Consider the following 13990-nt stretch of genomic DNA (forward strand, 5'->3'; position numbering starts at 1 on the left):
CGGAGGTCAGAGGCTGTCCTTCGTCGGTTCCCAACGGCAGAAGTCGTTATTGGCTACCAGCAGTAATTCGCGGCCAGCCGAAGCTTCCAACCAGGCAATTGTTAATTGACCGTAGCTTCTTTTTTCGCGCTGTTCAAGCCATGACCTCGCGTAGGGTTCAAACTCGACGGAAATCGTGTCACCCGCACAAGTAGTGACTTTTCCGTTATGCCAATGTCCTTGCATCAAACGCACATTTCCCACGATCAGCGCATCACTTAACTCAAGAGCCCGTTTAGCGTCAAACTGCATGCGAACAATATCATCACTGGAAAGTGGTTCACGCCGCGTTTTTGACTGCTTTTGCATAAAAATCACATCACCGGATTTATCTAAACGAAGTTGTTCCGCCAATGGATTTTCATCATTCAGAATTTCACGACGAATTTGGCGTAAATCGCCCTGTTTATATTCATAAAAAGTCACGATGGTATTGCCATTACGGTAAGGGCTGTAAACACTCATTAGCACCAGAGGCTTACTATTTTGATCGTTGAGGCGCCACAAGCGGACAACGCCATCATCTGCGATGAATCCACTTGCACTAAAAGAAGGTTCTTTTGGTTGATTGGTACAGGCGCTGAGCGCGAAGACGAATCCTAGTGTCATCAGCCCCTGACGAACCAACAAAAGGGGATAAATACCCCTTCTATCTTTTCTTTTTTGCAATGAAATTATTTAACTGCGTCTTTCAGTGCCTTGCCAGCAGAGAAAGCAGGTACGTTCGCAGCAGCGATTGTAATTTCTTTACCGGTTTGAGGGTTACGGCCAGTACGCTCTGCGCGATGGTTAACTTTGAAAGTACCAAAGCCCACCAGCTGTACTGAATCACCTTCTTTCAGGGATTCAGTAATTGCATTCAAAGTTGATTCCAGAGCAGCTTTCGCCTGAGCTTTGGTCAGGTCTGCGCTTTCTGCGATTGCATCAACTAATTCAGTCTTATTCATAGATTATCCTTACAGTGTGTTTATCGTTTGCAAAGCATCGAGTGCGACGGATATGCCGAATGACAGCACCCCTGCATACACGCACCGATAGCCACTTCTTTTCACCCCCCAAATGTAGAACAGAGTGGGGGCAAAAGTGAAGCCTTTGAACATGGCATTTAAAGCATTAAATCACGTTTTTTCACTTTACTGCGTTAAATTTATGCCAATGTTGCTAATTCCTGACTCCCGGAGGTCAGCTTTCAATCCTTTAATCAACTCAATATCCCGCTCTTCACAGCCGGCCAATAAGCGATAAATTTCCCATTGAATGTCCCACTCTTGTTCAATGGCAGGTAATACTTTTAATTCTTCATCGGTCATTTCTTTCCCGGCGTGGGTCATTTCAAGCATAGCAACGGTGCGAATTGAAATTTCACTCACTGCAATTGTATGCTCCAATGTCTCACCACTCAGACGGGCATGAATAATTTCCCCTAACGCAATACACGCATCAATTGCCGGGTACACACCGTAAATATCGTAATCATCTGCTGACGGAATAATTTGTTCCAACTTTTCCAGCTGATTATCAAAATTAACCTTGGCATCTTTTACAACTAATATTTCCCACACCAAATCCAAGATACGGCGGTAAAGAGCAGGTTCTGCGAACGCTGTCTGACGACAGAACATCTGGTAATTTGGATACATCCGTTCGCATAAACTCGCCATGAAAGTCAGATGCTGCCAGCTTTCAAGTTTTTCCAGCCGTAAATGTATCGGGTTTCGTAACATTAGCTCTTACTCATTAATGCATAATTTGCTTCGCAGTTTACCTGAAATTCAAGAAGATCCACACGCTTACACCGAATTTAAGGATTTTTCTGCATTATTTGTTCAAAAAACGCCCTATTTGAGGCGATACCATCCGCCCAGCGGGTAGTTTCAGGTAGACGATAACCTCTCACACAACGCTCTACCCATAGCAATGCACTATCAAGACTGATTCTGTGTCCTGTAGAAATATACAATGGATTACAACGTTTTTTACTCCGCCATACCCAACCAATCTGTTCCTCTTTATCAATCAAAGGCTGGCAACTGCCGGGTTGCTCACCCAATGGTTCACTTTCACCACATAAACGACGTTTTGCCACACCAATCGTCGGTACATTCGCCAATAAACCAAAATGGCTGGCAACACCTAAACGACGTGGATGAGCAATACCATGACCATCCACCATGACCAGATCAGGTGTGTGTTTCAGCAACTGCCAAGCAGCCATCAATGCAGGGTATTCACGAAAAGAGAGTAAACCAGGGATATAAGGAAGTGCAGTTTCAATTCGGGCTATCTGATACTCCACCAGTTCAAGGGCAGGATAAGAGAGAACAGCGATAGCTGCGCGGGTAACCGTTCCCTGCTGTTCAAAGCCCACATCAGCCCCAGCAATCAATTTTGGTGAAGAAAAATCATCATAATGGATGACTTGTTGAGCCTTTTCTATTTGTTCCTGACGTAATGCTTTCGTGTTAATCATATTCTTACTGATGATATTTAGCTGAAAGTTTATGTACCGCTTCAACAAATACACCAGCATGTTCCGGCGATACATCTTGATGGATACCATGACCAAGGTTAAAAACATGACCAGAACCCACACCAAAACCTTGCAAAATTGTCGAAACTTCCTGCTCAATCCGCTCTGGAGAGGCATATAACATAGATGGATCCATGTTGCCCTGCAAAGCCACTTTATTCCCTACACGACGGCGTGCATCGGCAATATCTGTCGTCCAGTCCAGACCAAGGGCATCACAACCCGTTTCAGCCATTGCTTCCAGCCATTGCCCACCGCCTTTAGTAAACAATGTTACCGGCACACGGCGACCTTCATTTTCACGGATCAGGCCATCAACAATTTTGTGCATATAACGCAGGGAAAACTCGCGATAATCCCGCCCCGTCAGCACGCCTCCCCAAGTATCGAAAATCATCACGGACTGAGCGCCCGCCTTAATCTGGGCATTAAGGTAAAGAATAACACTGTCTGCCAGTTTACCCAGTAATAAGTGCATGACGGCTGGTTCGGCATACATCATTTTTTTAATTTTAGTGAATGCCTTACTACTACCGCCTTCCACCATATAAGTCGCCAGTGTCCACGGGCTACCGGAAAAGCCAATCAAAGGAACCTGACCCACCAGCGCCTTACGGATGGTACGCACTGCATCCATCACATAACCCAGTTCCATTTCAGGATCAGGAACCGGTAGTTTTTCTACATCAGCACGACTCAAAATAGGGGATTTAAAACGCGGGCCTTCGCCTGCCTCAAAATAGAGTCCCAACCCCATTGCATCAGGAATAGTGAGAATATCAGAGAAGAGAATCGCCGCATCCAATGGATAACGCCACAAAGGCTGTAAGGTGACTTCGCAAGCAAGTTCAGTGTTCTTACATAGAGAGATAAAATCACCTGCCTCGGTACGGGTAGCCTTATATTCCGGCAAATAGCGACCAGCCTGACGCATCATCCATACAGGTGTAACATCAACGGGTTGGCGTAGTAAAGCTCGCAAATAGCGGTCGTTTTTCAACTCATTCATAACAGACTCCATTTATTTATTGGCCGCAATATTATCTGGCTGCAATAATTTGCTGCCATTGTAACATGACAGACAAATCTCTCCCGCTGAATCAAGCCAAACAGTACATTACGCATTTCGGCATAAAACAACCGTGTCTTCAATCAACCGGCGGGCTATCGTATTGGCTGGCGGGATCAATGGCAGTTGATCATAGAGATACCAGTCTGCGCTAATCAGCTCTTTCGGATCATGACGGATTTCACCGCTGTCATAATCAGCCAGAAATGCCATCATCAATGAATGAGGAAAAGGCCACGGCTGAGAAGCCACATAACGTAAGTTGCAGATTTTAATATTACTCTCTTCCATTACTTCACGGGATACCGCTTCTTCAAGTGTTTCACCGACTTCAACAAATCCTGCCAGTACTGTGTACACTCCTCCACGATGGTGCTGATGCTGCGCCAGCAGAATCTGATCATTGCGACGAATACCGACAATAATGCAAGGCGCAATCTGAGGATAATAACGTTCATGACAGTGATGGCACAAACAAGCCCATTCACTGACACTATGATACATTTCACTACCGCAATAACCACAATACCGATGAGAGCGATAAAACTCCGCCAACTGCACTCCACGGCCAGCTAACTGAAACAGCCCACTATCACTTGAAATAATTTGCCGCAGCGAAACCATATCTGAAGTCATTTTCTGACAAATAAGCCAAACTTTCTCACCCTGCCATTCACCAATAGGCCACGCTATTTTTCCTTGCAATGACCATTGGACAGCAATTCCAAAAGGTAATTCCCCTTCCGGGAGCCAAATACGATTTTCATAGCTGATAATCCACCAGCCACGTTCTGTTCCTGTAATTTGTTGTTGCATCATCATGACATCATAATTACGATTAATATCTGTATAAATCATACACTTTCTAGTCAGAAAAACGTGCTTTTATACCCAATAGATTTCAAGTTGCAGCGCGGCGGCAAGTGAACGCATCCCCAGGAGCATAGATAACGATGTGACTGGGGTGAGTGAAAGCAGCCAACAAAGCAGCAACTTGAAAGATGAAGGGTATATTGTTATTAGTCACTACACAGTATTACAAGCATTATTCTCAGCTATCAACGTGCTTTGACTTGAGGAACACAACATCATGCCACAACTGCTTGCCGTGTTTGATCTGGATGACACCTTAATCTCCGGAGATTCCAGCGCTATATGGACAGAATTCTTATGGGAAAAAGGCATAATTACTGATCCCAGTTTTATCGAAGCAGATGAAAAAATGATGGCTGATTACAATGCGGGTATATTAAATATGAATGACTATCTGGCATTTAGCCTGCAAACATTGCATCAGGTTCCGCTAGAGCAGGTTGATGTCTGGCTCACCGAATTTGTTAAAGAGAAAATCAGACCACGGTTTTATCCACAAGCCAAAGCTCTGCTTGAAAAGTATCAACAGCAACAGGTTCCAGTCATGATTATCTCAGCCACCGTCTCTTTTATTGTGAAAAAGATTGCTGCCGAATTTGGTATTCACACTGCGCTGGGCATTGATATGGTAATAGAAAACGGCTGTTATACCAGCAAAATAGACGGTATTGCCACTTTTCGTGAAGGTAAAGTAAAACGAATGAAACAGTGGCTGAAACAACAAAATAGTCATCCTGAAACTATCCGTTTTTACAGTGATTCGATTAATGATCTGCCGATGTGTCAGTTTGCCGATGAGGTGATTACTGTCAATGCCGATACCCATTTGCAAGCTCAAGCAGAACAACATGGCTGGAAACAATTAACCTGGTCATTGTAAATACTTTCATTTATCAAGGGTTGTAGTTTTCATAATCCCTTCTATACTAATGTTTACTTTCTTGTCGGAGTGCCTAGCGTAAGCTGTTTTATCGCAGCATGCACAGGCTGAGACCGTTAATTCGGGATCCGCGGAACCTGATCGGGTTAAGACCCGCGAAGGGAACAAGAGTAATCAAGCGTTGTCGGCTCACCAGGTTTTCTAAGAGTCCATTCAGCCATCAAGATATTACTCCCTGCGAGCTCCAGACAAGCAACTTTCCCAATAACACGGTTAGGAATTTGCTATGTCTAATAATATTGTTATCCCTGCAACTGATATTTCGCCAAAACCCAGCCCGGCACGTCCACGTAAAGCTCAACGTGATGCCGCTCAGGAATTTATTAATTCTATTCAGGGAGTCTCATTCCCTAACTCACGACGAATTTATCTCCAAGGCTCACGTGACGATATCCAAGTCCCAATGCGGGAAATTCAGTTATCACCTACTTTGATCGGCGGAACTAAAGAAAAACCTCAATATGAGGAAAACGAAGCTATCCCTGTTTATGATACTTCCGGCGCTTATGGCGATCCTGATTCCATGCTAGATGTGCATGTTGGGTTAACTAAACTGCGCCGGCAATGGATCGACGAACGTCAAGATACAGAACCCGTTACTACCCTCAGCTCTGATTTTACTCAGCAACGTCTGGCGGATGCTGGCCTCGATCATTTACGTTTCAATAACCGCCCTCATCCATTAAAAGCCAATAAAGGCAAACGCGTGACTCAATTGCACTATGCCCGTAAAGGCATCATCACGCCGGAAATGGAATTTATTGCACTACGGGAAAATATGGGGCGTGAACGTATCCGCGGTGATGTGTTACGCCAACAACATGCCGGACAAGGCTTCGGCGCTCAGTTGCCAGAAAATATCACACCAGAATTTGTCCGTCAGGAAGTCGCGGCGGGTCGGGCAATTATTCCGGCCAATATCAATCATCCTGAATCAGAGCCGATGATTATTGGTCGTAATTTTCTGGTGAAAGTTAACGCCAATATCGGTAACTCTTCCGTCACTTCTTCCATTGAAGAGGAAGTGGAAAAGCTAATCTGGTCTACCCGCTGGGGAGCGGATACGGTAATGGATCTCTCTACTGGCCGTTATATCCACGAAACCCGCGAATGGATCTTACGTAACAGCCCGGTTCCTATCGGTACCGTCCCCATTTATCAGGCCCTGGAAAAAGTTAATGGTGTAGCGGAAAACCTCACTTGGGAAATGTTCCGTGATACCTTGCTGGAACAAGCGGAACAAGGGGTGGATTACTTCACTATTCACGCAGGCGTTCTGCTGCGCTATGTACCGATGACAGCCAAACGCCTCACTGGGATTGTCTCCCGCGGTGGCTCAATTATGGCGAAATGGTGTCTGTCTCATCATCAGGAAAACTTCCTCTACCAACATTTCCGCGAGATTTGTGAAATCTGTGCCGCTTATGATGTTTCCCTATCATTAGGGGATGGCCTGCGCCCCGGTTCTATTCAAGATGCCAATGATGAAGCCCAGTTTGCAGAACTGCACACATTAGGCGAACTGACCAAAATTGCTTGGGAATATGATGTTCAGGTGATGATCGAAGGCCCCGGACATGTGCCCATGCAGATGATTCGCCGCAATATGACAGAAGAATTGGAGCACTGCCACGAAGCCCCTTTCTATACCCTTGGCCCACTGACGACAGATATTGCGCCAGGTTATGACCATTTCACTTCGGGTATTGGTGCCGCAATGATTGGCTGGTTTGGTTGCGCTATGCTCTGTTATGTGACGCCGAAAGAACATCTTGGTCTGCCAAACAAAGATGATGTTAAGCAAGGGCTGATCACTTACAAAATTGCTGCTCATGCCGCCGATCTCGCCAAAGGCCATCCAGGCGCACAAATCCGTGATAACGCTATGTCAAAAGCAAGATTCGAATTCCGTTGGGAAGATCAGTTTAATTTGGCGCTCGATCCCGATACCGCACGAACCTATCACGATGAAACTCTGCCACAAGCCTCCGGCAAAATTGCGCATTTCTGTTCTATGTGCGGGCCTAAATTCTGCTCAATGAAGATCTCTCAGGAAGTACGCGATTATGCCGCCGGTATGGAACAGATGTCAGAAGAATTCCGCGCCCGCGGTAGCGAGCTGTATCACAGTGCGGAGGGCGTATCTCATGAGTAATCTGCCTAATGCCCCATTTGCCCCGACTGAACACAGATTGGGGCTGTATCCAGTCGTGGATTCACTGGAGTGGATTTCCCGCCTGTTAAAGGCAGGAATCACCACCATCCAGTTACGAATCAAAGACCTGCCAGAAGATCAGGTCGAGGGAGAAATTAAGCAGGCCATCACGTTGGGCCACCAATATAACGCCCGTTTGTTTATTAACGATTACTGGCGACTGGCGATCAGACATGGTGCTTACGGTGTTCATCTGGGGCAGGAAGATTTAGATAACACCGATCTGAATGCAATCCAGGAAGCCGGATTGCGGTTAGGCATTTCCACTCACAATGAACAAGAATTGACACGGGCAAAATCTTTACGTCCATCTTATATCGCCCTCGGCCATATTTTCCCGACGACTACCAAAGCAATGCCCTCTTCTCCGCAAGGGCTAGAAGCACTAAAACAACAGGTAGAAAACACACCAGATTACCCTACTGTCGCTATCGGAGGCATCTCTCTCGAACGCATACCGGATGTTATTGCTACGGGAGTTGGCAGTGTGGCACTGGTCAGTGCGATTACCAAAGCAAAGGATTGGCGTCAGGCAACCGCACAGTTGCTTCATCTGGTTGAAGGCATTGAGTTGAAGGGATAGAGAGGTTCTTATGCTGAATGATCAAGAATTTATGCGTTACAGCCGACAACTGTTGCTAGAAGATATCGGCCCTGAAGGGCAGGAAAAACTGAAAACCAGCCGCGTACTGATTGTCGGTCTGGGAGGGCTGGGTGCCCCTGCGTCTCTCTATCTCGCCGCGGCGGGTGTGGGAACAATTTATCTCGCTGATGATGACCAACTGCACATCTCCAATTTACAACGACAAATCCTTTACCGCACAGAGGATATTCCTTCGGCAAAAGCTGAACTTGCAGCTAATCAGCTCAATGCACTTAATCCACTGGTAAAAATAACTGTTCTTAATAAACGTCAAGACGTGGAATCGCTGAAAAAAATCGTAAAACAGGTCGATCTGGTTCTTGATTGCTGTGACAACATGGCAACCCGCCATGCTATCAATGCGGCTTGTGTAGCAACACGAAAACCCTTAATCAGCGGCAGTGCCGTCGGGTTCAGCGGTCAGCTTATGGTGCTTGAACCCCCTTATCCTCACGGCTGCTATACCTGTCTCTACCCCGATCAGGAAGAACCACAGCGCAATTGCCGAACTGCGGGTGTATTAGGTCCGGTAGTCGGCATCATCGGCACATTGCAGGCATTGGAAGCCATCAAAATGTTAACCGGACTTCCCTCTCCGTTGAGCGGCAAACTTCGGCTGTTTGATGGTAAGCAGCAAAGCTGGAGCACGCTACAGCTCAGTCAATCGCGGCAATGCCCAATCTGCGGAGATATGGCATGAAAATTACTATAAATGACCAGTTGATGGAGCTTACCGCTCCTCTGGCTCTACAGCAATTACTGGAACAACTTGAACGAGCGCAACCGGGAACTGCATTGGCCATTAATCAAACCATTATTCCGCGTTCGAACTGGAGTACGCACCAAGTTAATGACGGGGACAATATCCTGTTGTTTCAGGCTATTGCCGGAGGTTGATATGTTAAAGATCGCTGATACTACTTTTAATTCCCGTTTGTTTACTGGTACAGGCAAATTCGCTAATTCAGATTTAATGATTCAGGCTATAGCGGCCTCTGGCAGTCAGCTTGTCACGATGGCGATGAAACGCATTGATTTGCAGGGAGGCAATGACGCTATCCTGGCGCCATTACAAAAACTTGGCGTCAAATTGCTGCCAAATACTTCTGGAGCCAAAACCGCAGAAGAGGCTCTGTTCGCGGCCCGTCTGGCCCGTGAAGCATTGGCAACAAATTGGATCAAACTGGAGATCCATCCTGATGTGAAATACTTGCTACCCGATCCGGTCGAAACGCTTAAAGGCGCTGAAATGCTGGTCAAAGACGGATTTGTCGTTCTGCCTTATTGCAGTGCGGATCCTGTTTTGTGTAAACGTCTGGAAGAAGTGGGCTGCGCGGCAGTCATGCCTTTGGGCGCGCCGATTGGCTCTAATCAGGGGCTGCTAACCCGGGATTTCCTGCAAATTATTATTGAGCAAGCACAAGTGCCGGTGGTTGTCGATGCGGGCATCGGCGCACCGAGCCATGCACTGGAAGCAATCGAACTAGGGGCTGATGCCGTATTGGTCAATACCGCTATTGCCGTCGCGCGTAACCCAGTAAAAATGGCACAGGCATTTAGAATGGCAATTGAAGCAGGTGAATTATCCCATCAGGCTGGTCTGGCAAGTCCAAAACAACATGCTGTTGCATCCAGCCCATTGACTGATTTTCTGGGAACGTTCTAATGGCTAATCATCTTTTGAACAACAGTTTTGGTTATCACTGGCGGCAACTGAGTTGGGATGACATTACTCTTCGTATTAACAGCAAAACTTCGCAGGATGTCGAACGGGCATTGAGCAGCAACAAATTAAATCTGGATGATTTTATGGCACTGCTTTCACCAGCGGCGAAACCCTATATAGAACCGCTGGCGCAACGGGCACAGAAATTGACTCGTCAACGCTTCGGTAATACCGTTGGTTTTTATGTACCGCTTTATCTCTCAAATTTATGCGCCAATGATTGCACCTATTGTGGATTCTCAATGAGTAACCACATCAAGCGCAAGACACTAAATAAAGATGAAATTATTGCAGAATGTCAGGCGATTAAAGCTCTGGGCTTTAACAATCTGCTATTAGTCACGGGAGAACATCAGAGTAAAGTAGGTATGGATTATTTCCGCCGTTATCTGCCACTTATCCGTCAACATTTCAGTTCCATAATGATGGAAGTCCAGCCAATGACTCAGGAAGAGTATTCAGAACTCAAAACGTTAGGGCTGGATGGTGTGATGGTTTATCAAGAAACCTATCATGAACCAACTTATCGGCTGCATCATCTACGGGGTAAGAAACAAGATTTTCACTGGCGACTAGAAACACCGGATCGCCTTGGCCGGGCAAAAATCGATAAAATCGGTTTAGGAGCATTAATTGGCCTATCCAATCACTGGCGGACAGATTGTTATATGGTGGCTGAACATTTATTCTTTTTACAACGTACATATTGGCAAAGCCGTTATTCAATTTCATTCCCACGTTTACGGCCTTGTGCCGGAGGTATTGAACCTGCATCATTAATGAGTGAAGCAGAGCTGGTACAACTGATTTGTGCTTTTCGTCTGTTTGCTCCAGATGTAGAACTTTCTATTTCTACCCGGGAATCTCCCTTCTTTCGCAATCACGTAATACCACTGGCAATCAATAATGTCAGCGCAGGTTCAAAAACCCAACCCGGTGGTTATGCAGACAATAGCCATGAAGAACTAGAACAATTTATTCCGCATGATAACCGCTCCGTTTATCAGGTCGCGAATGTATTGATTAAAGCGGGGTTACAACCTGTCTGGAAAGACTGGGATGGTTATTTAGGCCGATAATTCAACAAGGGTTTATCGTAAGGAAAGGACTCCTTATGATAATACTTGGTTAATGATCTATAACGCTTTTTTATTAAATGGCTTATGAATTTTTCAGGAAATAAAGTAAAGTAAATAAACAAAATCGGGAAATCATTGATATAACAGAATTAAAGATAATTTATTTTCATAACATTTCAGATATTACAACCTATTTTTAATTTCATTAAAGAGAAAACAGAACAATATTCACTCTAATAAGAGAAAAATCCAAAAGAATTAAACAAATAGAATATTTTATTAAGGAAATAAAGCATAAAAGTAAAAAAATTGCAATTGATATTTATGATGAATATACAATCTAATATTAAGTGAGGTAATAGGTATACGCACTGTATATATTGATCATTACATCTATTTATTTTTATTAATTGACACAAATTACAACTCTCCATCAACAAAAAATACAATTGAATATTCTCTACTACTATTGATAAAGTTCCCACCGAAAAACAAAGTTGTTAATAAAAATCAAATTTATTGTTATTTATTTGAAAAGGATCAATTATGAATATGAATGAAATACTGAATAACGAAGATTATTCTGGTAATAAGAAAAACTCGCATAAAGAACTGGTTAACGGCTCATTTAATGAAGGATATCACGGCTGGAGAATCCCAGTTCCTGAAACGGTAAAAATCTTATCTGAGAATGGAATTAACTTTCTCAGAATCCAAAGCGTTACTGGTTCTGGCGTCATTGATCAAATTATAGAAGGATTAGAGCCTAACACTAAATATAAACTGACTGGTACCGCTCGCTTATCAGCAGAATCATCACCAGCTTATTTTGGTTTACAGAATCGCACATCAGGCCCGGATTCTTTTGCTGTGAGCAGCACCGAGTTTACAACAGGTTCTATCGAATTAAGTACAGATGAAGAAGGACTTTTACGCGTTTACTTGCTAAAAGACCAAATTGGCCGCAGACCAAGTGGAGCAACTGCTGATTTTACTGGTTTTATTTTAGAAAAAGCCTAAACATCTAACTTTGATATAACTAGACATCTTAACACCCGAAGCTCATTGCTCCGGGTGTTTTAAAGCCTATCTCAGTAAACGTAATTCTCCGAAAATAACCCTGCTTAACTTAAATCATGCAATGGTTTTTTTATTGGCGGTGTAAGTCTGAAATCAGAAAATTTCACCTGTAACCCTTGACGTTCTGGAGAACAACACATTGCGCCAACAAAGACGCGTTGTTTATCCTCAAGAAAAGGAGATAACCTTAATAGCGGCCACCGTAAACCATCAGTAGAATATTGAAGCCTTAAATACCCTTCTTCACAAGTCAGACGTAACCAGAATTTACTTGGATTACCTGGAAATATTCCCATAGACCAATCAGAATGGTGACGTGTGAGTACACTACCAATAGTGGCCTGCCCGTCAGAATATTCAACTCCCCCTTTCAACCAATATTTTTCATCCACTAATAGCATGATTCCTGCTTGATCGTATAAATGCTCAAAGCATCCTTCAATGCAGAGTTGAAAGGTAAAATTATCCTCAACATAACGCCCAAAAACATGGCCACTATGACGTTGAAAACCATACCATGTTTGTTGCCAAAAATCGGTTTTATGATCTGTGGTGACATTAAGCCAGTCATTTCCAGCTTGCCAATCAGATGGTTCATTCAGCCAATCATATTGTGACAAACTCATAGGAGCTCCTCTATTATCTTCCGCTTGGATTAATAAATTTATATCCTGCAAGTAAGGAAACAGAGAGTAAAGCAACACAAGCAAAAGCACCATGTAATGTCACAACATGTGCTAATCCTCCGATAATTGCAGGCCCAAGTAATATCCCTGAATATCCCATTGTAGAAACCGCCGCAACTGCCAGCGAGTCAGGCATAATTTTCTGTTGGCCGGAAGCGGTAAAAAGCATAGGTGCTATATTAGAGAGACCTGCGCCAACCATCAGGAAGGAAAGTCCTAATATTATTGCTGTTGATGCTGAGTAAATAAGGATAAATCCAGAGGTCGCCAATAAGGCACTACTGATAAAAACCCGCCGGTGCCCATAAAGGGCAATGATCTTATCCCCCAAAAAGCGGCCAGATGTCATAGCAATAGCAAAAAGAGTGTAACCGATTCCAGCCTGATGACTGCTGATGTTATGTACGCTGGTTAATAATATACCGCTCCAATCCAGCATTGAGCCTTCCATAATATAGGCAACAAAACAGAGAAAGCCCAATAAAACAACAACTCCACGGGGAACAGCAAAAAACGGCGTATTACCCGATTCTGCTTCATTTAACAACCCACTCCATGCAGGCAACAGCAACAGGATAATAAGTAGCACCACCATGATCATCACCTGAAAAGGTGATATTCCCAGAGACAATAACGCACTGACCGAACCTGCACCAGCTATTCCCCCCAGACTGAATAACGCGTGAAAGCCAGACATAATTGGCCGCTGAGCCATTTTTTCGACCATAACAGCGTGGATATTTACTACAACATCCATCGCACCAATACCTGCACCAAAGATAAATAAAGCACAGGCCAGTGTCAGTGGTGTAGGTAATACGCTGAGTCCTGGCAACATAACCAGCACTAACAAGGCACATAAAGTGAAAACTTGCCGGCATCCAAAACGTGCGGCCAACATTCCTGCCATCGGCATCATGATGAAAGAACCAATACCGAATGCCAGCATCAAGAGCCCCATCGCGCCATTATCAAGTTGTAGCCGTTCTTTCGCTAAAGGAATGAGAGGAGCCCAACTTGCAAGACTAAAGCCGGCAATAAAAAAAGCGACGCGCGTCGCCATGATGGGTTGTTTTACCAAAGAGACCATATTCAGATCAGACAACTCAT

The 13990-nt window shown here is 44.5% G+C and carries 16 protein-coding genes and 1 riboswitch; of the genes, 8 read left to right on the plus strand and 8 right to left on the minus strand.

All coding sequences use genetic code 11. The annotated features are described in order from the left end of the window. Nucleotides 1-6 precede the first annotated feature (6 nt). The 6 genes from VY86_RS05670 to nudC all read right to left on the minus strand — a co-directional run bounded on the left by VY86_RS05670 (nucleotide 7) and on the right by nudC (nucleotide 4454). Nucleotides 7-648, minus strand: coding sequence for a DUF1481 domain-containing protein (locus VY86_RS05670; protein ID WP_046974238.1), 642 nt, complete (start codon nucleotides 646-648; stop codon nucleotides 7-9). 65 nt (nucleotides 649-713) lie between these two features. After that, the gene (hupA, locus tag VY86_RS05675; RefSeq protein ID WP_021322843.1) at nucleotides 714-986 is read right to left on the minus strand and encodes a nucleoid-associated protein HU-alpha; all 273 of its coding nucleotides are present in this window, start codon (nucleotides 984-986) and stop codon (nucleotides 714-716) included. 186 nt (nucleotides 987-1172) lie between these two features. Then, nucleotides 1173-1763 (minus strand): YjaG family protein, encoded by a 591-nt coding sequence (locus VY86_RS05680; protein ID WP_046974239.1) that lies wholly within the window; start codon nucleotides 1761-1763, stop codon nucleotides 1173-1175. A gap of 77 nt (nucleotides 1764-1840) precedes the next feature. Then, complete coding sequence (gene nfi / locus VY86_RS05685; RefSeq protein ID WP_046974240.1) at nucleotides 1841-2509, minus strand: deoxyribonuclease V; 669 nt, start codon at nucleotides 2507-2509, stop codon at nucleotides 1841-1843. A gap of 4 nt (nucleotides 2510-2513) precedes the next feature. Further along, on the minus strand, nucleotides 2514-3578 hold the full coding sequence (gene hemE / locus VY86_RS05690) for a uroporphyrinogen decarboxylase (protein WP_046974241.1): 1065 nt from the start codon (nucleotides 3576-3578) through the stop codon (nucleotides 2514-2516). Between the two features lie 108 nt (nucleotides 3579-3686). Beyond that, on the minus strand, nucleotides 3687-4454 hold the full coding sequence (gene nudC, locus VY86_RS05695; RefSeq protein WP_046976736.1) for an NAD(+) diphosphatase: 768 nt from the start codon (nucleotides 4452-4454) through the stop codon (nucleotides 3687-3689). Nucleotides 4455-4728: 274 nt separating this feature from the next. Between nudC and VY86_RS05700 the strand changes: the two genes are divergently transcribed. From VY86_RS05700 to VY86_RS05735, 8 genes are all read left to right on the plus strand, one after another. Then, a complete protein-coding gene (locus VY86_RS05700) occupies nucleotides 4729-5391 on the plus strand; it encodes an HAD family hydrolase (RefSeq protein ID WP_046974242.1) in 663 nt (220 codons plus the stop codon). Nucleotides 5392-5446: 55 nt separating this feature from the next. Further along, a riboswitch (TPP riboswitch) is annotated at nucleotides 5447-5572 on the plus strand. A 105-nt stretch (nucleotides 5573-5677) separates the two neighbouring features. Further along, nucleotides 5678-7606, plus strand: coding sequence for a phosphomethylpyrimidine synthase ThiC (thiC, locus tag VY86_RS05705; protein ID WP_046974243.1), 1929 nt, complete (start codon nucleotides 5678-5680; stop codon nucleotides 7604-7606). Beyond that, a complete protein-coding gene (gene thiE / locus VY86_RS05710; protein WP_046974244.1) occupies nucleotides 7599-8249 on the plus strand; it encodes a thiamine phosphate synthase in 651 nt (216 codons plus the stop codon). The genes thiC and thiE overlap by 8 nt, the downstream gene beginning before the upstream one ends. A gap of 10 nt (nucleotides 8250-8259) precedes the next feature. Continuing rightward, entirely contained in the window at nucleotides 8260-9009 is a 750-nt protein-coding gene (locus VY86_RS05715) for a HesA/MoeB/ThiF family protein (protein WP_046974245.1), read from the plus strand. Then, complete coding sequence (gene thiS / locus VY86_RS05720; RefSeq protein WP_021322852.1) at nucleotides 9006-9206, plus strand: sulfur carrier protein ThiS; 201 nt, start codon at nucleotides 9006-9008, stop codon at nucleotides 9204-9206. The genes VY86_RS05715 and thiS overlap by 4 nt, the downstream gene beginning before the upstream one ends. 1 nt (nucleotide 9207) lies before the next feature. Beyond that, nucleotides 9208-9975, plus strand: a complete 768-nt coding sequence (locus tag VY86_RS05725) for a thiazole synthase (RefSeq protein ID WP_046974246.1) — start codon at nucleotides 9208-9210, stop codon at nucleotides 9973-9975. Then, nucleotides 9975-11114: a 2-iminoacetate synthase ThiH gene (gene thiH / locus VY86_RS05730; RefSeq protein ID WP_193386970.1), complete on the plus strand. Its 1140-nt coding sequence runs from the start codon at nucleotides 9975-9977 to the stop codon at nucleotides 11112-11114. Before VY86_RS05725 ends, thiH begins: the two co-directional genes overlap by 1 nt. A gap of 546 nt (nucleotides 11115-11660) precedes the next feature. Then, nucleotides 11661-12134: a hypothetical protein gene (locus VY86_RS05735; protein ID WP_046974247.1), complete on the plus strand. Its 474-nt coding sequence runs from the start codon at nucleotides 11661-11663 to the stop codon at nucleotides 12132-12134. A gap of 104 nt (nucleotides 12135-12238) precedes the next feature. Here the strand turns inward: VY86_RS05735 and VY86_RS05740 are convergent, their stop codons facing one another. Next, nucleotides 12239-12820, minus strand: coding sequence for a DUF1349 domain-containing protein (locus tag VY86_RS05740; protein WP_046974248.1), 582 nt, complete (start codon nucleotides 12818-12820; stop codon nucleotides 12239-12241). A gap of 13 nt (nucleotides 12821-12833) precedes the next feature. Next, entirely contained in the window at nucleotides 12834-13985 is a 1152-nt protein-coding gene (locus VY86_RS05745; RefSeq protein WP_046974249.1) for an MFS transporter, read from the minus strand. Nucleotides 13986-13990: the final 5 nt, after the last annotated feature.

This window comes from Photorhabdus thracensis, from assembly GCF_001010285.1.
Lineage (GTDB): Bacteria > Pseudomonadota > Gammaproteobacteria > Enterobacterales > Enterobacteriaceae > Photorhabdus > Photorhabdus temperata.

Coding starts and splice junctions, on each gene's coding strand:
- thiE (WP_046974244.1), top strand. CDS start 7,599: ATGAGTAATCTGCCTAATGCCCCATTTGCCCCGACTGAACACAGATTG.
- VY86_RS05725 (WP_046974246.1), top strand. CDS start 9,208: ATGTTAAAGATCGCTGATACTACTTTTAATTCCCGTTTGTTTACTGGT.
- nudC (WP_046976736.1), bottom strand. CDS start 4,454: ATGCAACAACAAATTACAGGAACAGAACGTGGCTGGTGGATTATCAGC.
- thiC (WP_046974243.1), top strand. CDS start 5,678: ATGTCTAATAATATTGTTATCCCTGCAACTGATATTTCGCCAAAACCC.
- thiS (WP_021322852.1), top strand. CDS start 9,006: ATGAAAATTACTATAAATGACCAGTTGATGGAGCTTACCGCTCCTCTG.
- nfi (WP_046974240.1), bottom strand. CDS start 2,509: ATGATTAACACGAAAGCATTACGTCAGGAACAAATAGAAAAGGCTCAA.
- VY86_RS05715 (WP_046974245.1), top strand. CDS start 8,260: ATGCTGAATGATCAAGAATTTATGCGTTACAGCCGACAACTGTTGCTA.
- VY86_RS05700 (WP_046974242.1), top strand. CDS start 4,729: ATGCCACAACTGCTTGCCGTGTTTGATCTGGATGACACCTTAATCTCC.
- thiH (WP_193386970.1), top strand. CDS start 9,975: ATGGCTAATCATCTTTTGAACAACAGTTTTGGTTATCACTGGCGGCAA.
- VY86_RS05670 (WP_046974238.1), bottom strand. CDS start 648: ATGACACTAGGATTCGTCTTCGCGCTCAGCGCCTGTACCAATCAACCA.
- VY86_RS05735 (WP_046974247.1), top strand. CDS start 11,661: ATGAATATGAATGAAATACTGAATAACGAAGATTATTCTGGTAATAAG.
- hupA (WP_021322843.1), bottom strand. CDS start 986: ATGAATAAGACTGAATTAGTTGATGCAATCGCAGAAAGCGCAGACCTG.
- hemE (WP_046974241.1), bottom strand. CDS start 3,578: ATGAATGAGTTGAAAAACGACCGCTATTTGCGAGCTTTACTACGCCAA.
- VY86_RS05740 (WP_046974248.1), bottom strand. CDS start 12,820: ATGAGTTTGTCACAATATGATTGGCTGAATGAACCATCTGATTGGCAA.
- VY86_RS05680 (WP_046974239.1), bottom strand. CDS start 1,763: ATGTTACGAAACCCGATACATTTACGGCTGGAAAAACTTGAAAGCTGG.